Annotated in this window: 20 protein-coding genes and 1 pseudogene; 11 read left to right on the top strand and 10 right to left on the bottom strand. The window is 73.5% G+C overall.

Going from position 1 to position 25,379, the window contains the following annotated elements; all coding sequences use genetic code 11:
* Positions 1-24: 24 nt before the first annotated feature.
* From P3T41_RS31400 to P3T41_RS31390, 3 genes are all read right to left on the bottom strand, one after another.
* Positions 25-1,707: a phospho-sugar mutase gene (locus tag P3T41_RS31400; protein WP_280693975.1), complete on the bottom strand. Its 1,683-nt coding sequence runs from the start codon at positions 1,705-1,707 to the stop codon at positions 25-27.
* Between the two features lie 181 nt (positions 1,708-1,888).
* Positions 1,889-2,710: a purine-nucleoside phosphorylase gene (locus P3T41_RS31395; RefSeq protein ID WP_280693974.1), complete on the bottom strand. Its 822-nt coding sequence runs from the start codon at positions 2,708-2,710 to the stop codon at positions 1,889-1,891.
* 185 nt (positions 2,711-2,895) lie between these two features.
* A complete protein-coding gene (locus P3T41_RS31390) occupies positions 2,896-3,333 on the bottom strand; it encodes a gamma-glutamylcyclotransferase (protein ID WP_280693973.1) in 438 nt (145 codons plus the stop codon).
* 125 nt (positions 3,334-3,458) lie between these two features.
* On the opposite strand from P3T41_RS31390, the gene P3T41_RS31385 reads away from it, so the two are divergent.
* Both P3T41_RS31385 and P3T41_RS31380 read left to right on the top strand, forming a co-directional pair.
* Entirely contained in the window at positions 3,459-4,913 is a 1,455-nt protein-coding gene (locus tag P3T41_RS31385) for an NAD(P)H-quinone dehydrogenase (protein ID WP_280693972.1), read from the top strand.
* A gap of 162 nt (positions 4,914-5,075) precedes the next feature.
* Complete coding sequence (locus P3T41_RS31380) at positions 5,076-6,035, top strand: DeoR/GlpR family DNA-binding transcription regulator (protein WP_280693971.1); 960 nt, start codon at positions 5,076-5,078, stop codon at positions 6,033-6,035.
* 106 nt (positions 6,036-6,141) lie between these two features.
* On the opposite strand, the gene P3T41_RS31375 is transcribed toward P3T41_RS31380, so the two are convergent.
* The 5 genes from P3T41_RS31375 to P3T41_RS31355 form a co-directional block, all read right to left on the bottom strand.
* The gene (locus P3T41_RS31375; RefSeq protein ID WP_280693970.1) at positions 6,142-7,917 is read right to left on the bottom strand and encodes a biotin carboxylase N-terminal domain-containing protein; all 1,776 of its coding nucleotides are present in this window, start codon (positions 7,915-7,917) and stop codon (positions 6,142-6,144) included.
* 225 nt (positions 7,918-8,142) lie between these two features.
* Entirely contained in the window at positions 8,143-8,898 is a 756-nt protein-coding gene (locus P3T41_RS31370) for a hypothetical protein (protein ID WP_280693969.1), read from the bottom strand.
* A gap of 66 nt (positions 8,899-8,964) precedes the next feature.
* Positions 8,965-9,564, bottom strand: a complete 600-nt coding sequence (locus P3T41_RS31365; protein WP_280693968.1) for a nucleoside triphosphate pyrophosphatase — start codon at positions 9,562-9,564, stop codon at positions 8,965-8,967.
* A 48-nt stretch (positions 9,565-9,612) separates the two neighbouring features.
* Entirely contained in the window at positions 9,613-9,837 is a 225-nt protein-coding gene (locus P3T41_RS31360; RefSeq protein ID WP_280693967.1) for an acyl-CoA carboxylase subunit epsilon, read from the bottom strand.
* 133 nt (positions 9,838-9,970) lie between these two features.
* The gene (locus P3T41_RS31355) at positions 9,971-11,575 is read right to left on the bottom strand and encodes an acyl-CoA carboxylase subunit beta (protein WP_280693966.1); all 1,605 of its coding nucleotides are present in this window, start codon (positions 11,573-11,575) and stop codon (positions 9,971-9,973) included.
* A gap of 199 nt (positions 11,576-11,774) precedes the next feature.
* Between P3T41_RS31355 and P3T41_RS31350 the strand changes: the two genes are divergently transcribed.
* The 3 genes and pseudogenes from P3T41_RS31350 to P3T41_RS31340 form a co-directional block, all read left to right on the top strand.
* Positions 11,775-12,671, top strand: a complete 897-nt coding sequence (locus P3T41_RS31350) for a biotin--[acetyl-CoA-carboxylase] ligase (RefSeq protein ID WP_280693965.1) — start codon at positions 11,775-11,777, stop codon at positions 12,669-12,671.
* Positions 12,672-12,887: 216 nt separating this feature from the next.
* Positions 12,888-14,024 (top strand): adenylate/guanylate cyclase domain-containing protein, encoded by a 1,137-nt coding sequence (locus P3T41_RS31345; RefSeq protein ID WP_280693997.1) that lies wholly within the window; start codon positions 12,888-12,890, stop codon positions 14,022-14,024.
* A gap of 286 nt (positions 14,025-14,310) precedes the next feature.
* Positions 14,311-15,399 (top strand): annotated as a pseudogene (locus tag P3T41_RS31340) (sensor domain-containing diguanylate cyclase); the annotation flags it as partial.
* A gap of 748 nt (positions 15,400-16,147) precedes the next feature.
* Here P3T41_RS31340 and fdhD read toward each other — a convergent pair.
* A complete protein-coding gene (gene fdhD / locus P3T41_RS31335; protein WP_280693964.1) occupies positions 16,148-17,080 on the bottom strand; it encodes a formate dehydrogenase accessory sulfurtransferase FdhD in 933 nt (310 codons plus the stop codon).
* 126 nt (positions 17,081-17,206) lie between these two features.
* On the opposite strand from fdhD, the gene hutH reads away from it, so the two are divergent.
* On the top strand, positions 17,207-18,781 hold the full coding sequence (gene hutH / locus P3T41_RS31330) for a histidine ammonia-lyase (protein WP_280693963.1): 1,575 nt from the start codon (positions 17,207-17,209) through the stop codon (positions 18,779-18,781).
* Positions 18,782-18,805: 24 nt separating this feature from the next.
* On the opposite strand, the gene P3T41_RS31325 is transcribed toward hutH, so the two are convergent.
* Positions 18,806-19,258 (bottom strand): hypothetical protein, encoded by a 453-nt coding sequence (locus P3T41_RS31325; RefSeq protein WP_280693962.1) that lies wholly within the window; start codon positions 19,256-19,258, stop codon positions 18,806-18,808.
* Positions 19,259-19,425: 167 nt separating this feature from the next.
* On the opposite strand from P3T41_RS31325, the gene P3T41_RS31320 reads away from it, so the two are divergent.
* The 5 genes from P3T41_RS31320 to P3T41_RS31300 all read left to right on the top strand — a co-directional run bounded on the left by P3T41_RS31320 (position 19,426) and on the right by P3T41_RS31300 (position 25,356).
* Positions 19,426-20,295 (top strand): MurR/RpiR family transcriptional regulator, encoded by an 870-nt coding sequence (locus P3T41_RS31320; protein WP_280693961.1) that lies wholly within the window; start codon positions 19,426-19,428, stop codon positions 20,293-20,295.
* Positions 20,296-20,385: 90 nt separating this feature from the next.
* Positions 20,386-20,736, top strand: coding sequence for a hypothetical protein (locus P3T41_RS31315; RefSeq protein ID WP_280693960.1), 351 nt, complete (start codon positions 20,386-20,388; stop codon positions 20,734-20,736).
* A gap of 335 nt (positions 20,737-21,071) precedes the next feature.
* Positions 21,072-22,742: a urocanate hydratase gene (gene hutU / locus P3T41_RS31310; RefSeq protein ID WP_280693959.1), complete on the top strand. Its 1,671-nt coding sequence runs from the start codon at positions 21,072-21,074 to the stop codon at positions 22,740-22,742.
* Between the two features lie 17 nt (positions 22,743-22,759).
* Positions 22,760-23,947, top strand: a complete 1,188-nt coding sequence (locus tag P3T41_RS31305; RefSeq protein ID WP_280693996.1) for an allantoate amidohydrolase — start codon at positions 22,760-22,762, stop codon at positions 23,945-23,947.
* On the top strand, positions 23,935-25,356 hold the full coding sequence (locus P3T41_RS31300; protein WP_280693958.1) for a formimidoylglutamate deiminase: 1,422 nt from the start codon (positions 23,935-23,937) through the stop codon (positions 25,354-25,356). The genes P3T41_RS31305 and P3T41_RS31300 overlap by 13 nt, the downstream gene beginning before the upstream one ends.
* Positions 25,357-25,379: the final 23 nt, after the last annotated feature.

Below are 25,379 nucleotides of genomic sequence, written 5' to 3'. Positions count from 1 at the left end.
TGGTCTTCGGGCAGCGGCTGCGGGTCAGATCCCGGCGGCCGCCGCCAGGTCCCGCTTGAGCGCGGCCAGCAGCTCGGTGGCCCGCGTCCGGGTCGCCGGCAGCTCGGCGGCCGAGGCGACCGGCAGCACGACCTCCAGGTAGCACTTCAGCTTCGGCTCGGTCCCGGAGGGCCGCACCACGATCCGCGCCGAGCGCACCGGCTGCCCGGCCAGGTAGTAGCGCAGCCCGTCGGTCGGCGGCAGCTCGGCCGAACCGGCCGACAGGTCGTCCGCCCGCTCCACCAGCAGCCCGGCCAGCTCGGTGGGCGGCTGCTCGCGCAGCCGGCCCATCGCGTCGGCGATCAGCGACAGGTCCTCGACCCGGGCGGAGAGCTGGTCGGTGGCGTGCAGGCCGTGGGTCAGCGCCAGCTCGTCCAGCAGGTCGGTCAGGGTCCGTCCGGCCCGCTTCTGCGCGGCGGCCAGCTCGGCGATCAGCAGGGCGGCGGAGATGCCGTCCTTGTCCCGCACGCCCTCGGGGTCGACGCAGTAGCCCAGCGCCTCCTCGTAGCCGTACCGCAGGCCCTCGGTGCGCGAGAGCCACTTGAAGCCGGTCAGCGTCTCCTCGTAGGCCAGGCCCGCGGCCTCGGCGATCCGGCCGAGCAGGGTGGCGGAGACGATCGTGGTGGCGAAGGTGCCCGTCACGCCCTTGGCGACCAGCGCCGCACCCAGCAGCGCGCCGACCTCGTCACCGCGCAGCATCCGCCATCCCGCCGCCGCGGCCGTGTCCGGCACCGCCACCGCGCAGCGGTCCGCGTCCGGGTCGTTGGCGATCACCAGGTCGGGGGCGTGCTCGGCGGCGGTGCGGAAGGCCAGGTCCATCGCGCCCGGCTCCTCCGGGTTGGGGAACGCGACGGTGGGGAACTCCGGGTCCGGCTCGGCCTGTTCGGCGACCATGGTCGGGGCCGGGAAGCCGGCCTGCTTGAACGCGGCCAGCAGGGTGTCGCGGCCCACGCCGTGCATCGGGGTGTAGACCACCTCCAGCTCGCGCGGCCCGGCGGGGTCGACCACGGTGACGGCGCGGGCCAGGTAGGCGTCCAGCACGTCCTCGCCGAGCACCTGCCAGCCGGCCGCGGCCAGCGGCACGTCGTGCAGCGAGGCCACCGCGTCGATCTCGGCGGCGATCTCGGCGTCGGCCGGCGGCACGATCTGCGAGCCGTCGCCGAGGTAGACCTTGTAGCCGTTGTCGCGCGGCGGGTTGTGACTGGCCGTCACCATCACACCGGCTGCCGCGCCCAGGTGGCGGATCGCGAAGGCGAGCACCGGGGTGGGCAGCGCGCTCGGCAGCAGCGCGGCGCGCAGGCCGGCGCCGACCATCACCGCGGCGGTGTCACGGGCGAAGTCGTAGGACTTGTGGCGGGCGTCGTAGCCGACCACCACCAGGTCGCCCGCCCCGGCCGCCCGTACGTGGGCGGCCAGGCCGGCGGCGGCCCGGATGACGACCGCGCGGTTCATCCGCATCGGACCCGCGCCCAGCTCGCCGCGCAGGCCGGCGGTGCCGAACTGCAGCCGGTCGGCGAACCGCTCGGCCAGCTCGGCCAGTGCGCTCGCCTCGCCCTGCTCGGCGGTGGCCAGCAGCGCGGCCAGCTCCTCGCGGGTCTCGGCGTCGGGGTCCTCGGCCAGCCACTGGCGGGCGCGGGCGAGGAGGTCGGTGGTGCTGTCCTGAGCCATGGGTCGCCTACTCCGGTATCCGGTAGGGGGTCGGTCTGCGAAACGAGGGGAACGCGGGGAACGAGGGGAACGGGCCGAACGGTGGAACGGATGGAACGGGTGGAACGCGGGAAACGGGAGCGGCCCGGGCACCCCGTTAGCAGCGGGGGAGCGCCCGGGCCGGGTCTGCGAGGGGCGGGGGTCAGATCCGCTCCAGGACCTTCGCCAGCAGCGCGCCCATCCGCTCGGCGGAGGCCTTGCCGGCCTCCAGCACCTCGGCGTGGTTCAGCGGCTCGCCGGTGATGCCCGCGGCCAGGTTGGTGACCAGCGAGATGCCCAGCACCTCGGCGCCGGCCTCGCGGGCGGCGATCGCCTCCAGCGTGGTGGACATGCCGACCAGCTCGCCGCCGATCACCCGGGCCATCTGCACCTCGGCCGGGGTCTCGTAGTGCGGGCCGCGGAACTGCACGTAGACGGCCTCGTCCAGGCTCGGGTCCACCTCGCGGCAGAGCTCGCGCAGCCGCTTGGAGTAGAGGTCGGTGAGGTCGACGAAGTTGGCGCCGACGATCGGGGAGTCCGCGGTCAGGTTGATGTGGTCGCTGATCAGCACCGGCTGGCCGGGCACCCAGCCCTCGCGCAGACCGCCGCAGCCGTTGGTCAGCACGATGGTCCCGCAGCCCGCCGCGGCGGCGGTGCGCACCCCGTGCACCACGGTGGCCACGCCGTGGCCCTCGTAGTAGTGGTTGCGGCCGAGGAAGATCAGGGCGAACTTGTCGCCTATCTTCACCGAGCGGATCTTGCCGGCGTGGCCGGCGACGGCGGGGGCGGGGAAGCCCGGGAGGTCCGTGACCGGGAACTCGGCCACGATCTCGCCGAGGGCGTCCGCGGCCGGCACCCAGCCCGAGCCCATCACCAGGGCGACGTCGTGCTGCTCGACACCGGTCAGCTCGCGCAGGCGGGCGGCGGCGGTCTGAGCGGCGGCGTAGGGGTCGGCGGACACGGCGGTCTGAGGAGAAGCGTTCACAGGACTGAGGATAGTCAACAAATGCCTACGCGCGTAGACATACCCGCGTCGCCATGCCGGATCGTTACCAGGTTGACCTGAAAACACTGGCCACGGCCGGTTCGCGGCACCCTGTTTCGGAGGATCCGCCAGTGGCTGCCGGGCTTTACCTGCGGCAGGGGTTCACGCGTGTCCGGGCCGCACCGTCAGCAGGGTCGGCGCCGCAGATCCAGCACGTAGTCGGCCGGCGCGCCCGCGCTCTCCGCCGCGTCCGCGATCAGCCCGAGGTAGCGGGCGGCCGGCAGCCCGCCCTCGTAGTCGTTCAGCACGTAGGTCCAGACCGGCACCTCCCCGTCCAGGGTGTGCGCGCGCAGCCGGATCTTGCGGTAGATGCCGAGTTGCAGGCCCTCCCAGCGGTCCAGGCCCTCCTCGTCCATCGGCGCCACGTCGTAGAGCGAGACGAAGACCTGCTCCTTCTCGTCCTCGACCACGGTGGCCAGCGAGCCTTCCCAGCCGAGCTGCTCGCCGCCGAAGGTCAGCCGCCAGCCGTCCAACCAGCCGGTCCCGCGCAGCGGGGAGTGCGGTGCGCGCCGGCTCATCTGCCGGGCGTCGAGATTAGTGGCGTACGCGGCGTAGAGCGACATGGGCGTCAGCCTACGGGAGTTGGTCAACCGATCAAGGCCGGGTGGGCCCGGCGGCTCGAGCGGCCGTTCGGTGATCCGGACAATTCAACGGGCCGGTGCTCGCTTCGAACTCGGTGTGCGGGACAATGGTGCACGTGACTCGGATCGTGATCATCGGTGGCGGACCCGGCGGATACGAGGCGGCCCTGGTGGCGGCCCAGCTCGGCGCGGAGGTGACCGTCGTCGACCGCGACGGTCTGGGTGGGGCGGCGGTGCTGACGGACTGCGTACCGTCCAAGACGCTGATCGCGACCGCCGAGGTGATGACCGGCTTCGACGCCTCCTACCAGGAGCTCGGCATCAGGCTCGCCTGCGACCGCCCGGAGGGGGAGGGCGGCGAGCGGGCGATCAGCGTCGACCTCGGCAAGGTCAACCGACGGGTCAAGCGGCTGGCGATCGCCCAGTCGCACGACATCACCCAGTCGGTCACCCGGGCCGGCGTCACCGTGCTGCGCGGCAAGGGCCGGCTCGGCTCCGGCGGCCAGGCCGCCGACGGCTCGCGCGAGGTGCTCGTGGAGGCCGTCGGCGGCAGCACCCAGTCGCTGCGCGCCGACGCGGTGCTGGTCGCCAGCGGCGTGCACCCCAGGGAGGCGCCGGACGCCCGTCCCGACGGCGAGCGGATCCTGAACTGGAAGCAGGTCTACGACCTGGAGGAGCTCCCCCGCGAGCTGATCGTGGTCGGCTCCGGCGTCACCGGCGCCGAGTTCGCCGGTGCCTACCAGGCGCTGGGCTCCAAGGTCACCCTGGTCTCCAGCCGTGACCGGGTGCTGCCGGGCGAGGACCCGGACGCCGCCGAGGTGCTGGAGGAGGTCTTCCGCCGCCGCGGCATGAACGTGATGAGCCGGCTGCGCGCCGAGAGCGCCAAGCGGGTCGGCGACCGGGTCGAGGTGACCCTGTCGGACGGCCGGGTGATCACCGGCACGCACTGCCTGATCGCGATCGGCGCGATCCCCAACACCGCGGGCATGGGCCTGGAGGAGGCCGGGGTCAAGCTCAACGACTGGGGCCAGATCGTGGTGGACCGGGTCTCGCGCACCAGCGCCCCCGGCGTCTACGCGGCCGGCGACTGCACCGGCGTCTTCATGCTCGCCTCGGTGGCCGCGATGCAGGGCCGGATCGCGATGTACCACGCGCTGGGCGACGCGGTGCAGCCGCTGAACCTGAAGACCATCGCCTCCAACATCTTCACCGACCCGGAGATCGCCACCGTCGGCTACACCGCCGCGGACGTCTCCTGCGGAAAGATGGACGCCGTCGAGATCAAGCTGCCGCTGCGCGGCAACCCGCGGGCCAAGATGCAGGGCATCCGGGACGGCTTCGTGAAGCTCTTCTGCCGCCCGGGCACCGGCATCGTGGTGGGCGGCGTGGTGGTCGCGCCGCGCGCGAGCGAGCTGATTCACTCGATCTCGCTCGCGGTGGACAACAACTTGACGGTCGAGCAGGTCGCGGGCGCCTTCACGGTCTACCCCTCGCTCTCCGGTTCCACCGCCGAGGCGGCCCGCCAGCTGCACATCCGTAAGCGGGCGGAGAGCGAATCCTGACCTGCTCACCCGTATGCGCGGGCGCTTCGTCCTGACGGCGGAGGGTGCGCGGGGGTGCGGCGGCGCGAATTGTACGGTCATGCGCCGCTGGAAGGTGAGTAGTTCCTGTTACTAGCGGCAAACGCCTGAAAGCGGACGGTCAGGGGGGTTACCGTCGGTTCTGTGTTTGCTGCAGAACGTCGCCAGTTGATCCTCGAAATGGTGCGGGCCAACGGAGCCGTGTCGCTCCGCGAGTTGGCCCGTGTCGTCCAGACCTCCGAAGTCACCGTCCGCCGGGACGTCCGGGCGCTGGAGGCCGAAGGGCTGCTCGACCGCCGGCACGGCGGCGCGGTGCTCCCCGGAGGCTTCAGCCGTGAACCCGGCTACCCGCAGAAGACCCACCTCGCCGCCGCCGAGAAGAGCGCGATCGCGGACCTCGCGGCCACGCTCGTCGACGAGGGCGACGCGGTGGTGATCGGCGCCGGTACCACCACCCAGGAGCTGGCCCGCCGCCTGGCCCGGGTCCCGGGCCTGACGGTGGTGACCAACTCGTTGCTGGTCGCCCAGGCGCTCGCGCACGCCAACCGGGTGGAGGTGGTGATGACCGGCGGCACGCTGCGCGGGTCCAACTACGCTCTGGTCGGCAGCGGCGCCGAGCAGTCGCTGCACGGCTTGCGGGTCTCCAAGGCCTTCATCTCCGGCAGTGGCCTGACCGCCGAGCGCGGGCTCTCCACCACCAACATGCTCTCGGCGAGCGTGGACCGGGCGCTGGTGCAGTCGGCCGCGGAGGTGATCGTGCTGGCCGACCACACCAAGCTGGGCACCGACACCATGTTCCAGACCGTGCCGACGGATGCGATCACCCGCCTGGTCACCGACGAGCACGCGGCGGGCCACGACCCGACCGCCCGCGAGCTGGACGCGTTGGCCGACTGCGGGGTGCAGATCTCGATCGCCCCGCTGGGGCTGGCCGCCGAGCCACCGGGCCACCCCGCTCCGGGGCCCGACCGGCACCCGCAGCCGCCACCGCCAGGGGTGGCCCGCCGGGTTCCCGGTGTGCCGCAGCCCGCCGCGGCCCCGCTGCCCGGTCAGCGCCGGCCTGGGACGCACGCCTTCCGGCCGCTGGCCGCCGGGCGGCCGTGAACGCGGTGTGGCCCGCCGGTTGACGAGCAACCAGCGGGCCACGAGGCGCCGCGGACCGACGCTCGGTCAGTCCGCGACGGCGCTCCGGGTCAGTCCTTGATCCCGGTCAGTCCTTGATCTCGCAGAGGGCGGCGCCGCTGCTGACGCTCGCGCCGACCTCGGCCTTGAGGCCGACGATGGTGCCGGCCTTGTGGGCGTTGAGCGGCTGCTCCATCTTCATGGCCTCCAGGACGACGATCAGCTCGCCTTCGGCGACCTGCTGACCCTCCGTCACGGCGACCTTGACGATGGTGCCCTGCATCGGCGAGGCGAGGGTGTCACCGCTGACCGCGGCGCCGGCCTTCTTGCTGCCCACCCGGCGCTTGGCCTTGCCCGCGGTGGCCGCACCGGCGGCCGGCGCGGAGCCGACGCCCAGCGAGGCGGGCAGCGAGACCTCGATCCGCTTGCCGCCGACCTCGACCACCACGGTCTCCCGGCCGTCCGGCTCCTCGCCCTCGGCCGCGCCGCCGGTGAACGGCGGGATGGTGTTGTCGAACTCGGTCTCGATCCAGCGGGTGTAGATGCTGAACGGGCCCTCGGAGCCGTGCGTCTCCGGCGCGAACGCCGGGTCGGCGACGACCGCCTGGTGGAACGGGATGGCGGTGGCCATGCCCTCGACCTTGAACTCGGCCAGCGCGCGCTTGGCCCGCTCCAGGGCCTGCTTGCGGTCGCGGCCGGTGACGATCAGCTTGGCGAGCAGCGAGTCCCAGGCGGGGCCGATCACCGAGCCGGTCTCCACGCCCGCGTCCAGCCGCACGCCGGGGCCCGACGGCGGCGCGAAGAGCGTCACCGTGCCGGGCGCGGGCAGGAAGCCGCGGCCCGGGTCCTCGCCGTTGATCCGGAACTCGAAGGAGTGCGCGCGGATGGCGGGGTCGTCGTAGCCGAGTTCCTCGCCGTCGGCGATCCGGAACATCTCGCGGACCAGGTCGATGCCGGTGACCTCCTCGGTCACCGGGTGCTCGACCTGCAGGCGGGTGTTGACCTCCAGGAAGGAGATCAGCCCGTCCTGGGCGACCAGGAACTCGCAGGTCCCGGCGCCGACATAGCCGGCCTCGCGCAGGATCGCCTTGGACGCCCGGTACAGCTCGGCGTTCTGCTCCTCGGTCAGGAACGGCGCGGGCGCCTCCTCGACCAGCTTCTGGTGACGGCGCTGCAGCGAGCAGTCACGGGTGGAGACGACCACCACGTTGCCGTGCTGGTCGGCCAGGCACTGGGTCTCGACGTGCCGCGGGTTGTCCAGGTAGCGCTCGACGAAGCACTCGCCGCGCCCGAAGGCGGCGACGGCCTCGCGGACCGCGGACTCGAACAGCTCCGGGATCTCCTCCAGCGTGCGGGCGACCTTGAGGCCGCGCCCGCCGCCGCCGAAGGCCGCCTTGATGGCGACCGGCAGGCCGTGCTCGGTCGCGAAGGCGATGACCTCGTCGGGCCCGGCGACCGGGTCCGGGGTGCCGGCCACCAGCGGCGCGCCGGCGCGCTGGGCGACGTGCCGGGCGGTGACCTTGTCGCCGAGGTCGCGGATGGCCTGCGGCGGCGGGCCGATCCAGGTCAGCCCGGCGTCGATGACGGCCTGGGCGAAGTCGGCGTTCTCCGACAGGAAGCCGTAGCCGGGGTGGATGGCGTCCGCACCCGAGTCCGCGGCGGCCTTGAGGACCTTGGCGATGTCCAGGTAGCTGGTCGCGGGGGTGTCGCCGCCGAGAGCGTAGGCCTCGTCGGCCGCGCGGACGTGCAGCGCGTCCCGGTCGGGCTCGGCGTAGACGGCGACACTGGCGATTCCAGCATCCGAGCAGGCCCTGGCGACGCGGACGGCGATTTCTCCGCGGTTGGCGATGAGCACCTTGCGCACTGTGGCTCCCTTCTTGAACCTCGATGGAGTTTAGGGATCAGGAGGTGGTACCGGCGAGTAGCCCCTGGTGGTGAGCTTGCCCACACGGAGCGTGACGCACATCGTGATCATGTGCGCACGGAGCGGGAGGGCCGCAGGTGGCAACGGTACGCCCGGTTGCTAGCGGGAGTCTCGACCGCCCGGGCGGCCGGCCGGCGGGGCCGTGGCGTTCACCACAGGGCGGGGTCATCCGGCGCTCCCGCTGCCGGCGGCCGGCGCCGCGGCGGCGCTGGTGACGTCGGCGAACTGCTCGACCACGTCCGGGCCGTAGCTGGTCGGGTTGACCACCCGAAGGATCAGTGCGAAGGTCCCGTGCGCGCCGTGGCGCCGGGTCAACTGCCGCTCGTGCGAGACCAGATAGCGGACCGCGGCGTGGTTGGCGATGGCGACCTGACCGGATATCAGGAAGACCGGCCGACCGCCGCCGCCCGGGTCGAGCCTGGCCAGCAGGGCGTAGCTCCAGCCGGGGGCGTCCCGGCTGTCGTGAACCAGGTGGAACTCCTGCTCGCCGACCACGATCGTGTGGTTCGCAGCCCCGGCGCCGTCCCGCTCGTGGTCGAAGCGCACGCCCGGCAGTCGCCAGCCCAGGTGCGCCGCCGTCCGGTCGTTGCTGCTCGGGCCGCCGACACAGAACTCGGCCTTGTCGCCGAGGCCTTGGCGGACCTCGTCGTGCGCCATGATCTGCGGTCGGGCACCGCAGGAGTTCACCAGTACGGCCAGCTCCATCAGCGCGGAGACGTCGTCGCGGTGCACACTGGTCGTCTTCGCGCTGGCCTGCCGGTTGACCACCAGCAGGCAGTCGGTGCCCGCGGGCATGCCGAAGAAGGCCCGGCGCCGCTCGGTCCGCCGGCGGCGGCGCAGCGACTGGGCCAGCCAGCCGAGGCCGGCGCCGATCGCGCTGGTGAGCAGGCCGATCATGATGTTCAACAGCTGGTCCGTCATCGCCACCGACCTCCCCCTTGACTGGCGGCGCCAGCCTAGCGGCGCGGTGGCGTAGGGGCCCATGGTTCAACCCCAGAGATCGGTGATCCGCACCCCTAGATCGGCCAGCAGGGTGCGCAGCAGCGGCAGCGACAGGCCGATCACGTTGCCGTGGTCGCCCTCGATCCCGCGGACGAACGGGGCCGAGCGCCCGTCCAGGGTGAACGCCCCGGCCACGTGCAGCGGTTCGCCGCTGGCCACGTAGGCCTCGAGCTCGGCGTCGTCGGGCTCGGCGAAGTGCACGGTGGTGGAGGCGGTGGCCGACACCTGGCGGCCGTTCGCGGAGTCGATCACGCAGTGCCCGGTCCGCAGCACGCCGCTGCGCCCGCGCATCGAGCGCCAGCGGGCCAGCGCGTCGGCGGCGTCGGCGGGCTTGCCGAGCGCCTGCCCGTCGAGTTCGAGGACCGAGTCGCAGCCGATCACCAGCTCGCCCTCGGTCAGGTCGGCGGCCACCGCGGCGGCCTTGGCCTCGGCGAGCACCAGGGCCAGCTCGGCGGGGGTGGCGGCGCTCAGCGCGTCCTCGTCCACTCCGCTGACGATCACCCGGGGGTCCAACCCGGCCTGGCGGAGCAGCCCGAGCCGGGCGGGGGAGGCGGAGGCGAGCACGAGGGTACGGCGATCGGTCATGCGGGCCAGCGTAGGGCAGCGGAGCGCGGCCCTACGCCGGCCGGTCGGTCAGTGGGCCCAACCGGAGGTCCGCCAGGCGTGGGCGCCGGGGCGGGGGGTGGCGCGGACGCGCCGGGCGGGGTCGGTCCACGGGGAGGCCGGGCCGCTCGCCGAGCGACGCGCCGCCTCGGCGGCGGCCGCGCCGGCGGCGGCCCGGGCTTGGACCACCGCCAGGACGGTGGCCAGCTCCTCGGGGGTCGGCTGCCCGTGCAGCACCTGGATGGGGGGCATCATCGGGTCCTTTCCGTTCACAGGGCCGCTTGGTGGGCTGCTCCTGCGCTGCGGGCGGGTGCGGCCTCGTTCCTCGGCCACCCCCACCCTCCGCTGCGTCGCAGCCCAGTCGCTCGGCGGGGAGGTGGGGCGAGCCCTACAGAGGGATGTTCCCGTGCTTCTTGGGCGGCAGCACCTCGCGCTTGCCGCGCAGCGCCCGCAGCCCGCGCACGATGTGCCGGCGGGTCTCGGAGGGCGCGACCACCGCGTCCACGTAGCCGCGCTCGGCGGCGAGGTACGGGTTGAGCAGGGTGTCCTCGTACTCGGCGACCAGCTCGGCCCGGCGGGCGTCCACGTCGGCGCCGGCGGCCGCGGCGTCGGCCAGCTCGCGCCGGTAGACGATGTTGGCCGCGCCCTGGGCGCCCATCACGGCGATCTGCGCGGTGGGCCAGGCCAGGTTGAGGTCGGCGCCCAGGTGCTTGGAACCCATCACGTCGTAGGCGCCGCCGAAGGCCTTGCGGGTGATCACGGTGATCAGCGGCACGGTGGCCTCGGCGTAGGCGTAGATCAGCTTGGCGCCGCGCCGGATGATGCCGTCCCACTCCTGGCCGGTGCCCGGCAGGAAGCCGGGCACGTCCACGAAGGTGAGCACCGGGATGTTGAAGCTGTCGCAGGTCCGCACGAAGCGCGCGGCCTTCTCGCTGGCCGCGATGTCCAGGCAGCCGGCCAGGTCCAGCGGCTGGTTGCCGACGACGCCCACCGGCTGGCCCTCGACCCGGCCGAAGCCGGTGATGATGTTGCGGGCGTACAGCGGCTGGGTCTCCAGGAACTCGCCGTCGTCCAGGATGTGCTCGATCACGGTGTGCATGTCGTACGGCTGGTTCGCCGAGTCCGGCACGAGCGTGTCGAGTTCGAGGTCCTGCTCGGTCACCGTGAGGTCCGCTTCCTCGGGGAAGCCGGGCGGGTCGCTCAGGTTGTTGGAGGGCAGGTACGAGAGCAGGCTCTTGACGTACTCGATCGCCTCCTTCTCGTCCGCGGCCAGGTAGTGCGCGTTGCCGGACTTGGTGTTGTGCGAGCGGGCGCCGCCCAACTCCTCCATGCCGACGTCCTCGCCGGTCACCGTCTTGATCACGTCGGGCCCTGTGATGAACATGTGCGAGGTCTGGTCCGCCATCACCACGAAGTCGGTGATCGCCGGCGAGTAGACCGCGCCGCCCGCGCACGGGCCCAGGATCAGCGAGATCTGCGGGATCACCCCGGAGGCGTGCACGTTGCGGCGGAAGATCTCGCCGTACAGGCCGAGCGAGACCACGCCCTCCTGGATCCGGGCGCCGCCGGAGTCGTTGATGCCGATCACCGGGCAGCCGGTCTTCAGCGCGAAGTCCATCACCTTGACGATCTTCTCGCCGAACACCTCGCCGAGCGAGCCGCCGAAGACGGTGAAGTCCTGGGCGAAGACGGCGACCTGACGGCCGTCCACGGTGCCGTAGCCGGTGACCACGCCGTCGCCGTACGGCCGGTTCTTCTGCTGGCCGAAGTTGGTCGAGCGGTGCCGGGCGAATTCGTCGAACTCCACGAAGGAGTCCTCGTCGAGCAGTTCGAGCACCCGCTCACGGGCTGTCAGCTTGCCCTTGGCGTGCTGCTTCTCGACCGCCGCGGCGGAGCCGGAGTGCACCGCCTCGTCGATCCTGCGGCGCAGGTCGGCGAGCTTGCCGGCGGTGGTGTGCGGGTCCAGCGACTGGTCGGTGGGCACGTCGGTCATCCCGTGGAGTTCCTCACGTGAGAGGCGCGTTGGAGGGTGGGGGAGTCCGAACCGGACGATGCCGAGGACTACCGTCCGGTAGCGTAGCCAGCCCCGCGCCCTTCGCGTTATGGCCAGCGACACAGTGTGTTAATCAGCGTTTCTGCGGGACGATGGGTCGGCCTGGGGCCGGCCCGTTCGCCCCCCATACGCTAGGGCCATGACCGAGCCAGATCGTCCCCGCCGCAGCGGACTGCGTGGTTTCGGCCACGACGGCCCGTCACCCTGGACCGACCTCGACCGCCCGCCGCTGGACGCCGCCGTGCTGCGCCACGACCTGCTGCTGCCCGGTGGCCTGTGGACCGCGCTCGACGTGGTCGAGGAGACCGGCTCCACCAACAGCGACCTGACCGCCCGGGCCAGGGACGGCGCCGCCGAGGGCGCGGTGCTGATCGCCGAGCGGCAGAACGCCGGGCGCGGCCGGCTGGACCGCAGGTGGAGCGCCCCGGCCCGGTCCGGCCTCTTCCTGTCGCTGCTGCTGCGTCCCTCCGTGCCGCGCGAGCGGCTGGGCTGGCTGCCGATCCTGGTCGGCGTCTCGGCGGCCGCCACGCTGCACCGGGTGGCCGGGGTGGAGGTCGGCCTGAAGTGGCCCAACGACCTACAGGTCGAGCACGCGGGTGAGGAGCGCAAGATCGGCGGCATCCTCACCGAGCTGACCGGCGAGGCCGTGGTCGCGGGCCTGGGGCTGAACGTGTCGCTGCGCGAGGAGGAGCTGCCGGTGCCCACCGCCACCTCGCTCGCGCTGGTCGGCGCCGAGGTCACCGACCGCACCACCCTGCTGCGCGCGCTGCTGCGCGAGTTCGCCGAGCTGTACGGCGAGTGGCAGGCGGCGGCCGGCGACCCGCAGACCAGCGGGCTGCTGGCGGCCTACACCCGGCGCTGCACCACGCTGGGGCGCCAGGTCGTGGTGCAACTGCCCGGGGAGCGTGAACTGCGCGGCGAGGCGGTCGCGCTGGACGCCGACGGGCGCCTGGTGGTGCGCGGCGTGGACGGCGCGCGGCAGTCGGTCGGCGCGGGCGACGTGGTGCATCTGCGACCCCAGCCGCGCACCGGCTGAGCACCGGTTCGACGGCGTCGCGACGCGGGTTCGTCAGGTCCGGATGCCCCGGATCGGCGAATTCCGTGCGACCATTCCACCTGGCAACGGTGTGAGGCGCGCCACGTCCCCGGGCGGCGGAGTGCCTCACGAAGGACGGGAACTCAACGGCAAGTGCGGCGACCGCACGGGGACGGACCGGTGGCAGAGGACGACGGCGGGCTCGGGCCGGACGACATCGCGCGGGGCGGTGACGGCCCCGACGAGGCGGACCACACCGTCGCGCTCGACCTGGAGGAGCTGATCCTCGGGGCGCCGCGCCGGTACACCCCCTATCAGGCGGCCCGCACCGCCGAGGTGCCGATGGAGCTGGCCACCCGGTTCTGGCGTGCGATGGGCTTCCCCGACATCGGCCAGCAGCGGGCGCTCAACGACGGCGACGTGATCGCGCTGCGCCGGCTGGCCGGTCTGGTGGAGTCCGGGCTGATCAACGAGTCGATGGCGATCCAGGTGGCCCGCTCCACCGGCCAGACCACCGCCCGGCTGGCCGGCTGGCAGATGGACACCTTCCTGGAGAACCTGACCCAGGCCGCCGAACCGGGGCTGACCAGGGCCGAGGTGGCCTACCCGCTGGTCGAGCTGCTGCTGCCGGAACTGGAGCAGTTCCTGATCTACGTCTGGCGCCGGCAGCTGGCCGCCGTCACCGGACGGGTGGTGCAGGCGGCCGAGGACACCGAGATCACCAGCGGCCGGCTCGCGGTGGGCTTCGCCGACCTGGTCGGCTTCACCCGGCTGTCCCGGCGATTGGAGGAGGAGGAGCTCGGCGAGCTGGTGGAGACCTTCGAGTCCACCTGCGCCGACCTGATCGCCGGTCAGGGCGGGCGGCTGATCAAGACCCTGGGCGACGAGATCCTCTTCGTCTCCGAGGACCCGGTGACCGCGGCCGAGATCGCGCTCAGCCTGGTGGAGACGCTGACCGACGAGGAGAACATCCCGGCCCTGCGGGTCGGCATGGCGTTCGGCACGGTCACCTCGCGGATGGGCGACGTCTTCGGCACCACCGTCAACCTGGCCAGCCGGCTCACCTCGATCGCGCAGCGGGACGCCGTGCTGATCGACGGGGAGTTCGCGGCGGCGCTGGAGCAGGCCGGGGCGGCCGCGCAGGGCGCGGCGGACGGGACGGGCAGTACCCAGGCGCAGCTGGCGGACGCGCTCGCGGCGCACTCCGGGGTGCCGCTGGGCTCGATGGGTCGCGCGGCGGGCGCGGCGGGGGCGCCGCGCTTCCAGCTGCAGGCGATGTGGCGCCGCCCGGTGCGCGGGCTCGGGCTGGTCGAGCCGTGGCTGCTGAGCCGCCGGGCGAAGCCGGCACGGTAGCGCCGGGCAAAGTCGGCACGATAGCAGCTCAATCGCGTGGATTCCGGGCATTTCCGGTAAACCGGGCATATCCTCGGCAATCCCTCCTAGTCTGGTCCCGAACGCGGGAGTACCGGATTCAGCGGCAGGGGTGAACGTGGGCGGTGCGCAGGTGATGGCGGAGCTGGGAGACACCGGCGGCCTCGGGGGCGACCGGAGCGGCGCCCACGGCGACGGGGGCGACCGGGGGAGCGGGAGCGGCGCGGACGCCGAGGAGCGGGCCGAGCGGCTGGACCAGGTGACGGCCATCGGCCTGGACCGCCGGCTACAGGCGGTGGTCGAGCTGGCCCAGGACATGGCCGGCGCGCAGAGCGCGCTGGAGGCCGTGCGGGCCGCCGCCGTGCGGGCCACCGGCGCGCTGGAGGCGACCATGGCCGCCGTCTCGGTCTGGGACCGCGAGTCCGGGCGACTGCGGGTGCTGGTCAACCACGGTCAGCTGGCGGCCGGCGAGGAGGAGATCCCCGAGGACGAGTCGTATCCGGTGGCCGACTTCCCGGAGATCGTCACCTACCTGGATGAGCACTGGAGCACCGGGCGGCTGCCCAGGGCCTGGGTGCAGACGGCGGAGGACCTGGTCCCGGCCGAGCACGCCGGCTACGGCGGGTACGCGCACCCGGGCGCCGGCGCGTTCTGCCAGCAACGCGCCGCCGGACTGCGCCGGCGCGGGCGGACCTGCTGCCTGGTGGCGCCGATCGTGCTGCACGGGCAGGCCTGGGGTGAGCTCTACCTGGCCCGCGGCGCCGAACTGCCGCTCTTCACCGAGGCGGACGCGCAGTACGCGACCCTGCTGGCGGCCCAGATCTCGGCCGGCCTGGCGCAGACCGAGCGGCTGGCCGACCTGCGCCGGCTGGCCTTCACCGACCCGCTCACCGGGCTGGCGAACCGGCGCGCGGTGGACGCCCGGCTGGAGAGCGCGCTGGCCGACCACAACCGGGACAACACCGTGGTCACGCTGGTGGTCTGCGACGTCAACGGGCTGAAGCGGATCAACGACCTGCACGGCCACGAGATGGGCGACCGGCTGCTGGAACGTTTCGCCGGGCAGCTCTCGATGGCCGGTGCCAAGCTGCCGGGCTCCCTGGCCGCCCGCCTCGGCGGGGACGAGTTCTGTCTGCTGGCGCAGGGGCAGAAGGCGGACGAGGTGGTGGCGGTGGCCGAGGAGCTGTGCGCGAAGGCGCTGCAGTTGGCCGACGGGGAGGGGGTGGCCTGCGGGATCGCCTCGACCGGCGACTCGATCGGCCCTGTGACCACCTCCGACCGGCTCTTCCGGCTCGCCGACGCGGCCCAGTACCGGGCCAAGGCCGCCCGGGCCGCGCACCCGGTGGTGGCCGGGCGCAGCCACGGGCCCGGTCTGACGCCGGACCCGACGGTGCTGCTCGCGGACGCCGCCGACCCGCACCACCGCAGCTCCGACGCCCGCGGCCGCGCGGCCGGGGTGGCGCGTGGCCCGCACGGGGACCGCCGCCGGTTCCGCGGCGCCGCGCACAGCGCCGACCCCGGGCAGTTGCTCACCGTGGTGCTGGCCGCGCTGGACCAGGAGAACGGGCCGCGGGTGCACCATCCGGCCGACACCCTGGGGCGGCTGGCCACCGTCGCGGAGACGGCGACCCGGCTGCTGGACGCGGTCGCCTGGTGGATCTCCTACGTGCCGCCGGGCTCGCGCCTGATGCACACCGCCCAGCACGCGGTCTACCGGATGACCAGTGGCCCGACCCCGCGGGCCGGGCGCGGCCTGTCGCCGGGCGCGGCCCGCCGGGCGGAGAGCCTGCGGGCCCGGATCGAGGCACCCGACGCGATCTTCGAGCTCGACCACTACCCGCTCACCCGGCGCGCGGTGGGCGGTGGCAGCTTCGCGCTGCGGACCGGCGCCCCGGGCAACGACGCGGCGGAGGAGGCGGTGCTGGTGGTCGGCGGCTACCGCGGCATGGTGGCGGCGGGCGGTGCCAACCCGGCCGGCGGCTGGCTGGTCGAGCTCTTCGCCGACGACGCCACGCTGCCGCTGGGGCAGGTCGCCGCGGCGTTGCGGACGCTGGTCGCGGTGGCGCTCTCGGGGCCGGCCTCGCCGCCGCCGGGGTGAGGGGGCGTCAGGTGCGGTGGTCGATGGTCGACTTGGCTGACGAGTCCGCGGTGATCCGGTCCGCGGTGATCCGGTCCGCGCTGATCTGCTCCGTGCTGATCTGCTCCGCGGCGCCCCCGTCCCCCGTGATCCGGTCCGCCCGGGTGTACACGTTCGCGCTCTCCCCGCGCAGGAAGCCGACCAGGGTCAGCCCCAGCTCCTCGGCGAGGTCGGCGGCCAGCGAGGAGGGCGCCGAGACCGCCGCCAGCAGCGGCAGCCCGGCCAGCGCCGCCTTCTGGGTCAGCTCGAACGAGGCCCGGCCGCTGACCAGCAGCAGGTGCCCGGTGAGCGGCAGCCGGTCCTCGCGCAGCGCCCAGCCGATCACCTTGTCCACCGCGTTGTGCCGCCCGACGTCCTCGCGGGCGCAGAGCAGCTCGCCGGCCGCCGTGAAGAGGCCGGCGGCGTGCAGCCCGCCGGTCGAGTCGAAGGTGCGCTGGGCGGCGCGCAGCGCGTCGGGCAGCCGGTAGAGCAGCTCGGGGCGGACGGTGAGCGGGTCGTCGGCGGGCTTGAACCGCACATGGGTGCGGACGGCGTCCACCGTGTCCCGCCCGCACAGCCCGCAGGCGCTGGTGGTGAGCAGGTTGCGGTGCGCGGAGAGCGGGAGGCTGTCGGCGCCGCGCAGGGTGGCGTCGACCACGTTGTAGGTGTTCTGCCCGTCAGCGTCCGTCCCCGCGCAGTACCGCAGCGCCGCCAGCTGGTCGCGCCGGTGCAGCAGTCCCTCGCCGACCAGGAAGCCGGCCACCAGGTCGAAGTCGTCGCCCGGGGTGCGCATGGTGACGGTCAGCGCCTCGCCGCCGATCCGGATCTCCAGCGGCTCCTCCGCCGCCAGCGCGTCCGGGCGCGGGGAGCGCTCCGCGCCGCGCAGCCGGACCACCCGCCGCCGTGCCGTCGCCCGTGTCATGCCGCCCCACACCCTTCGCGCCCGTGCCCTTGCCCGCCGTCACCCACCAGCATGAGGCATCCGGGTTTTTGGATGCCCCCACGGTTGTCATATCTTCATTCAGCTGATCTGATAGTGCATATGGATATGCACAGTGCTCCGGCCGCCGACGCGCCGCTCGTTCAGGTCGGCAAGGCCGACGTCACCGCCGAAGACGTGCTCGCCGTGGCACGTGGCAACGCCCGGGTCGAAATCGGTCCGGACGCGCTGGCCGAGATGGCCGTCTCCCGCGCCAGGATCGATGCGCTGGCCGCCGAGCCGCGCCCGGTCTACGGGGTCTCCACCGGGTTCGGCGCGCTGGCCGTGCGCCACATCAGCCCGGAGCTGCGGGCCCAGCTGCAGCGCTCGCTGGTCCGCTCGCACGCCGCCGGCATGGGCCCGGCGGTCGAGCGCGAGGTCACCCGCGCGCTGATGTTCCTGCGGATGAAGACGCTGGCCTCCGGCCGCACCGGGGTGCGCCCGCTGGTCGCCGAGACGATGGCCGCGATCCTCAACGCCGGCATCACCCCCGTGGTGCGCGAGTACGGCTCGCTCGGCTGCTCCGGCGACCTCGCCCCGCTCTCGCACTGCGCGCTGGTGCTGATGGGCGAGGGCCTCGCCTACGGCCCGGACGGCGCCGAGCACTCGGCCGGCGAGCTGCTCGCCGCAGCCGGCATCACGCCCGTCGAGCTGCTGGAGAAGGAGGGCCTGGCGCTGATCAACGGCACCGACGGCATGCTCGGCATGCTGGTGATGGCCATCGCCGACCTCTCCCGCCTCTTCACCACCGCCGACATCACCGCCGCCATGTCGCTGGAGGCGCTGCTCGGCACCGAGAAGGTGCTGGCCCCCGAGCTGCACGGCCCGATCCGCCCGCACCCGGGCCAGGCGCTGAGCGCCGCCAACATGCTCGCCGTCCTCCAGGGCTCCGGCCTGACGGGGCACCACCAGGACGACGCGCCGCGAGTCCAGGACGCCTACTCGATCCGCTGCGCCCCGCAGGTGGCCGGCGCCGGCCGCGACACCCTGGCGCACGCCCGTACCGTCGCCGAGCGCGAGCTGGCCGCCTCGGTCGACAACCCGGTGGTGCTGCCGGACGGCCGGGTGGAGTCCAACGGCAACTTCCACGGCGCCCCGGTCGCCTACGTGCTGGACTTCCTGGCGATCGCCGCCGCCGACCTCGGCTCGATCGCCGAGCGCCGCACCGACCGGCTGCTCGACAAGAGCCGCTCGCACGGCCTGCCGGCCTTCCTGGCCGACGACCCGGGCGTGGACTCCGGTCTGATGATCGCTCAGTACACCCAGGCCGCCCTGGTCAGCGAGAACAAGCGGCTCGCCGTCCCCGCCTCGGTGGACTCGATCCCGTCCTCGGCGATGCAGGAGGACCACGTCTCGATGGGCTGGTCCGCCGCCCGCAAGCTGCGCCAGGCCGTGGACAACCTGGGCCGGATCCTCGCGGTCGAGCTGACCGCCTCGGCCCGCGCCCTGGAGATCCGCACCGTCGACGGCAACGCCCGGCTCGCCCCGGCCACCGCGGCCGCGGTCGCAGCCGCCCGCGAGGCCGGCGTCGGCGGCGCGGGCCGGGACCGCTTCCTGGCCCCCGACCTGGACGCGGCCGAGGCGCTGGTCGCCTCCGGCGCGCTGGTCAAGGCCGTCGAGCAGGTCACCGGGCCGCTGGCCTGACCCACCGCCCCTGGTGAGTGGGGGTCAGGCCCACTCACCACGGGCGGCGCTCAGGCGCTGCCGCTCCTCGCGCTCCTGCTCCTGCCGGTTGTTGAACGCGGCGGCGAAGTTGACGCCGACGATGCCGACCCAGGTGGCGAGCATGCCGGTGATCCCCGCACTGGCGCCGATGGCGGTCAGCGGGACGGCGAAGACCAGCGAGAGGAACGGCAGCTTGCTGCCGCCGCCCCAGCCGCGTCGGCGCTCCTGGCGGTCCTGGCGGTCGGGCCGCTGCGGCCCGTAACCACCGGGCCCGAGGGCGGCGAGGCGCTCGGCGACCCGCTGCTCGACCCGGGCGTCCAGCCGGGCGTCGACCCGGGACAGGAAGGAGTCGACCAGCGCCGACTCGTAGTCGGCACCGAGCTCCTTGCGGGTCTGCAGCGCGGCGTCGAGGTCGGCCCGGAACTCCGAGGGACCACTGTCGTGGCGAGGATCCATGGCACCCAGGGTGGCGCCCGCGGCGGGCTCCGGTAAAGCCGCCGCCGCGCCTCTCAGGGGGAAATCAGGGTGACCCTGAGCCCGGGTCGTCCCGGCGGACGAGACGCCATTGCCCCCGCGCCGCACCTGCTGCACAGTACGTCGAAGCCCGTCGAAAGGGACGCACCATGAGGACCAACACCGAGTCGTCCCCGGCACCCTCCGCCCGGCTGCTGGAGCTCTTCGACGGCCACCGCCTGACCCCCACCCAGCGCCGGATCGCGCACGCCCTGGTCCGGCACGCCGCCGAGGCGCCGTTCCTGTCCAGCGTCGAGGTGGCCGAGCTGGCCGGAGTCAGCCAGCCCTCGGTCACCCGGTTCGCGGTCGCGCTCGGCTACGACGGCTATCCGGCGCTGCGCAAGCGGCTGCGCGACCTCGGGGTGGGGGAGCCGGCCGCGCCGCCGGAGTCGCCCTCCGAGGTGGTGCGCAACGAGCACCAGCAGGCCGTGCTGGCCGAGATCGCCCACCTGCGCCGGCTGGCCGAGCTGCTCGCCGACCCCGAGCCGATCGTCCGCGCCGCCCGGCTGCTGGCCGCCTCCCGCCCGCTGCCGGTGCTCGGCCTGCGGGCCGCCTCCGCGCAGGCCCGCGGCTTCGCCTACTTCGCCGCCAAGGTGCACCCGGACATCCGGCTGCTCGACGAGGGCGGCTCGATGCTCGCCGACCGGATCGAACAGGCCGCCGCCGCCGGCGCCAGTGCGCTGCTCTGCTTCGCCCTGCCGCGCTACCCGCGCGAGTTGATGGACGCGCTGACGGTGGCCCGTGACTGCGGCCTGACCGTGCTCACCGTCGCCGACAGCTCCTTCGCCCCGGTCGCGGCGCTCTCCGACCTGCTGCTGCCCGCCGAGGTCGGCACCGGCCTGGTCTTCGACACCGCGTGCGCGCCGATGGTGCTCGGCCGGGTGCTGCTGCAGAGCATGTGCGACGAACTCCCGGGCGCCGAGGCCCGGCTGGAGTCGATCGAGCAGTCGGCCGCGGCGCGCGGACTCTTCCTCGACTAGTCGCTTGGACCGACCGGCAATCGACGCCCGCCTGGAGTAGTACCGCGCGGACCGGGCATCCCCTCCTTGGGACGAACGGGGGTGTCCGCCATGCGCGTGATCCACGAAATGCGACCGGTCGGTCGGCTCGCCTCGGGTGCCGAGGAGTGGGCCTGCCCCGCCTGCGGCCGCCGGGTGGCGCTCGGCCCGCCCGGACCGGGCCTGACCATCCTGGAGGCGGGCGACGAGAGCGCCGTCCACATCGGCCTGGTCGACCCCGCCCCACCTCCCGGCACCGCCGCCGAACGCTACGGCCTGGGCCCGATCCAGGAGATCCCGCGCCCGCCGTCGATGCCGATGCTCCCGGCCGAGGCGGCCCCCGAATCCCCCGAGACGGCCGCGCGCGACCGCCAGTGGCTGGCCGAGATCGGCATCGACTGGGGCGGCGACGAGGCGGCCTGAGGCACCGTCGGGTCCCGTAGCGGGGGAGGCCGTCGGTGTGCAGCTCGCCGGGCAGCGGCGCGGGCAGCGGGACGGGTTGCCTCGTGGTGTCCTCGATCTGTTCGGCCGCCCCGCGAAGCCGACCGGGTCGCACGGTGATCGGTGCCGTCACCGCGTCCTCAACTGTCGATGGGATGGGCCGAGCAGTTGGTGTTCGCGAGCTTCGGAGTAGCGCCCTGGCCGTCCGGGGATTCGAGACTGATCGGATGCGGGCAGGGTCTGGTCGGGAGCCGGGTGTTTGGATATATTCAGACTTACAAATCCTGAATGAATCCATCCGCAAGGAGACCGGCAGCATGGCGGAGCAGCAGACGAGTGGTCCGCGCGAGGTGCGCGCGGCGCGTGGGACGAAGCTCAGCACCCAGGGGTGGCAGCAGGAAGCGGCCCTGCGGATGCTGATGAACAACCTCGACCCCGAGGTGGCCGAGCACCCCTCCAAGCTGGTCGTCTACGGCGGCACCGGTAAGGCGGCGCGTGACTGGCGCTCGTACGACGCGATGGTGCGCACGCTGCAGACGCTGAAGCAGGACGAGACCATGCTGGTCCAGTCCGGCCGGCCGGTCGGTGTGATGCAGACGCACGAGTGGGCGCCGCGGGTGCTGATCGCCAACTCCAACCTGGTCGGCGACTGGGCCAACTGGGAGGAGTTCCGGCGGCTGGAGAACCTCGGGCTCACCATGTACGGGCAGATGACCGCCGGGTCCTGGATCTACATCGGCACCCAGGGCATCCTGCAGGGCACGTACGAGACCTTCGCCGCCGTCGCGAACAAGAAGTTCAACGGCACGCTGGCGGGCACCATCACGCTGACCGCCGGCCTCGGCGGGATGGGCGGCGCCCAGCCGCTGGCCGTCACCATGAACGGCGGCGTGGCGATCTGCATCGACTGCGACCCGTCCCGGATCTCCCGCCGGATCGAGCACCGCTACCTGGACGTCGAGGCCAAGAACCTGGCCCACGCGCTGGAGCTCGCCACCGCCGCCCGCGACAAGAAGCAGCCGCTCTCGATCGGCCTGCTGGGCAACGCCGCCGAGCTCTTCCCGCAGCTGCTCGCGATGGACGCGCCGATCGACATCGTCACCGACCAGACCAGCGCTCACGACCCGCTGAGCTACCTGCCGATCGGCGTCGAGTTCGACGACATGGCGCGCTACGCCGCCGAGCAGCCGGCCGACTTCACCGTCCGCTCGCGCGAGTCGATGGCCAAGCACGTGGAGGCCATGGTCGGCTTCCAGGACGCCGGCGCCGAGGTCTTCGACTACGGCAACTCGATCCGCGGCGAGGCCCAGCTGGCCGGCTACGACCGGGCGTTCGCCTTCCCCGGCTTCGTCCCGGCCTACATCCGCCCGCTGTTCTGCGAGGGCAAGGGCCCGTTCCGCTGGGCCGCGCTGTCCGGCGACGCGCAGGACATCGCCAAGACGGACAAGGCCGTGCTCGACCTGTTCCCGGAGAACGAGTCGCTGCACCGCTGGATCAAGATGGCGCAGGAGAAGGTGCACTTCCAGGGCCTGCCGGCACGGATCTGCTGGCTCGGCTACGGCGAGCGCGACAAGGCCGGCGAGCGGTTCAACGACATGGTCGCCAGCGGCGAGCTCTCCGCGCCGATCGTGATCGGCCGCGACCACCTGGACTGCGGTTCGGTGGCCTCGCCGTACCGCGAGACCGAGGCGATGCTGGACGGCTCCGACGCGATCGCCGACTGGCCGCTGCTCAACGCCATGGTCAACGTGGCCTCCGGCGCCTCCTGGGTCTCCATCCACCACGGCGGCGGCGTCGGCATCGGCCGCTCGATCCACGCCGGTCAGGTCACGGTGGCCGACGGCACCGCGCTGGCGGGCGAGAAGATCCGCCGGGTGCTCACCAACGACCCGGGCATGGGCGTGATCCGGCACGTGGACGCCGGCTACGACCGCGCCGACGAAGTGGCCGCCGAGCGCGGTGTGCGCATCCCCATGGGTGAACTGTGATCCCGTCCTTCGAGGAGATGTGGGCGGAGCTGCTCCCCGTGGGCCGCTCCGCCGCCTCCGGTGGCTACCGCCGGCACGCCTGGAACGCCGCCGACGCCGAGTGCCGGGCCTGGTTCGAGGAGCAGGCTCGGGCTCGCGGCCTGAGCTACGAGCTGGACCGCAACGGCAACCAGTGGGCCTGGCTGGGCGACCCGCAGGGCGAGGGCGCCATCGTCACCGGCTCGCACCTGGACTCGGTGCCGGACGGCGGCGCCTTCGACGGCCCGCTCGGAGTGGTCTCCTCGTTCGCCGCGCTGGACGAACTGCGCTCGCGCGGCGCCGAGTTCGGCAAGCCGCTGGCGATCGTCAACTTCGGTGACGAGGAGGGCGCCCGGTTCGGCGTGGCCTGCGTCGGCTCCCGGCTCAGCGCCGGGCTGCTGACCCCGGAGCAGGCGTACGAGCTGCGCGACGCGGGCGGGCGGCGGCTGCCCGACGCGATGGAGCAGGCCGGCCAGGACCCGAGCGCGATCGGCGCCGACCACGAGCGGCTGTCCCGGATCGGCGCCTTCGTCGAGTTGCACGTCGAGCAGGGCCGCTACCTGGGCGAGGACCAGCCGGTCGGGGTGGCCGGGGCGATCTGGCCGCACGGCCGCTGGCGCTTCGACTTCCACGGCGAGGCGAACCACGCGGGCACCACCAGGATCGAGGACCGCCGCGATCCGATGATCACCTACGCGAACACCGTGCTCTCGGCCCGCAAGAAGGCCAGGCTGGCCGGCGCGCTGGCCACCTTCGGCAAGATCGCGGTCGAGCCCAACGGCACCAACGCGATCGCCTCGCTGGTGCGCGGCTGGCTGGACTCCCGGGCCGCCGACGAGGCGACCTTGAACGCGCTGGTCGAGCAGATCCAGCAGGCCGCCGCCGAGCGCGGCGAGCGGGACGGCGTCAAGGTCGAGCTGAGCCGCGAGTCGTACACGCCGGTGGTGGACTTCGACGTCCCGCTGCGGGACCGGCTGGTCGCCACCCTCGGCGGCGTCCCGGTGCTGCCCACCGGCGCGGGACACGACGCCGGAATCCTGGCATCCGCCGTTCCGACCGCCATGCTGTTCGTGCGGAACCCGAGCGGCGTCTCGCACTCCCCGGCCGAGCATGCCGAGGTGGCCGACTGCCTCGCGGGTGTGGCGGCACTCGCGGACGTCCTGGAGGACCTGGCATGTCATCAGTGACACAGTGCGCCCAGAACACCGAACCGGCCCAGAGCATCGAATCAGCCCAGAGCGCCGAACCAGCCCAGAGCTACTGGGCCGAGCACGCCTGGCTGCCGCACGTCAACGGTCCGGTGGTCGAGTCCGACGTGCTGATCGAGGTGGCGGCGGACGGCCGGATCGCCTCGGTCACCCCGGACAGCGGGCCCTGCCCGGCGCACGCGGTGCGGCTGCGCGGCCTGCTCGTCCCCGGCCAGGCCAACGCCCACTCGCACGCCTTCCACCGCGCGCTGCGCGGCACCGTGCAGGTGGGCTCCGGCACCTTCTGGACCTGGCGCGACACCATGTACCGGTTCGCCGGCGCGCTCGACCCGGACAGCTACCTGGCGCTCGCCACCGCCGTCTACGCCGAGATGGCGCTGGCCGGCATCACCTCGGTCGGCGAGTTCCACTACCTGCACCACGCCCCGGGCGGCGCCCGCTACGACGATCCCAACGCGATGGGCGAGGCGCTGATCGAGGCCGCCGCCCGGGCCGGGATCCGGATCACCCTGCTCGACACCTGCTACCTCTCCTCCGGCTTCGGCGCCGACCTGACCAAGCCTCAACTGCGGTTCGGGGACGGCGACGCCGAGGCCTGGGCCGAGCGGGCGAGCGCGCTGGCGCCCCGCGAGCACGCCCGGCTCGGCGCCGCGATCCACTCGGTGCGCGCCGTGCCGGCCGAGCAGTTGAGCACGATCGCGCACTGGACGTCGATGCGCAAGGCGCCGCTGCACGTGCACCTGTCCGAGCAGACCGCCGAGAACGACGCCTGCCTGACCGCGCACGGCGTCACCCCGACCCGGCTGCTCGCCGACCACGGGGTGCTCGGGCCGCGCACCAGCGCCGTGCACGCCACCCACCTGACCGAGGAGGACGTCAAGCTGCTGACCGACTCCTCCACGGTGATCTGCATGTGCCCGACCACCGAGCGGGACCTGGCCGACGGCATCGGTCCGGCGCGCCGGCTGGCCAGCGGCGGCTGCCCGGTCACCCTGGGCAGCGACAGCCACGCCGTGATCGACCCGTTCGAGGAGGCCCGCGCGCTGGAGCTCAACGAGCGCCTGCGCGCCCGCACCCGGGGGCACTGGACCGCGGGCGCGCTGCTGCGGGCCGGCACCGAGGACGGCCACGCCTCGCTCGGCTGGCCGGAGGCCGGCCGGATCGAGGCCGGGGCGCTGGCCGACTTCACCGTGCTGGCGCTGGACTCGGTGCGCACCGCCGGCCCGGCCGCGCACCTGGGCGCCGAGACCGCCGTCTTCGCCGCCACGGCGGCGGACGTGCGGCACGTGGTGGTCGGCGGCCGACGGATCGTCGTCGACGGGGTGCACCAGGCCGTCACCGACGTCCCGTCAGCGCTGCGCGATTCCATCGCGGCCCTGCTTTCCTGAACCTCCCCGGCACGAACCACCTC

The sequence above is a fragment of the Kitasatospora sp. GAS204B genome (genome assembly GCF_029892155.1).
Taxonomy (GTDB): domain Bacteria; phylum Actinomycetota; class Actinomycetes; order Streptomycetales; family Streptomycetaceae; genus Kitasatospora.
This window is presented reverse-complemented; position numbering and strand designations above follow the sequence as displayed.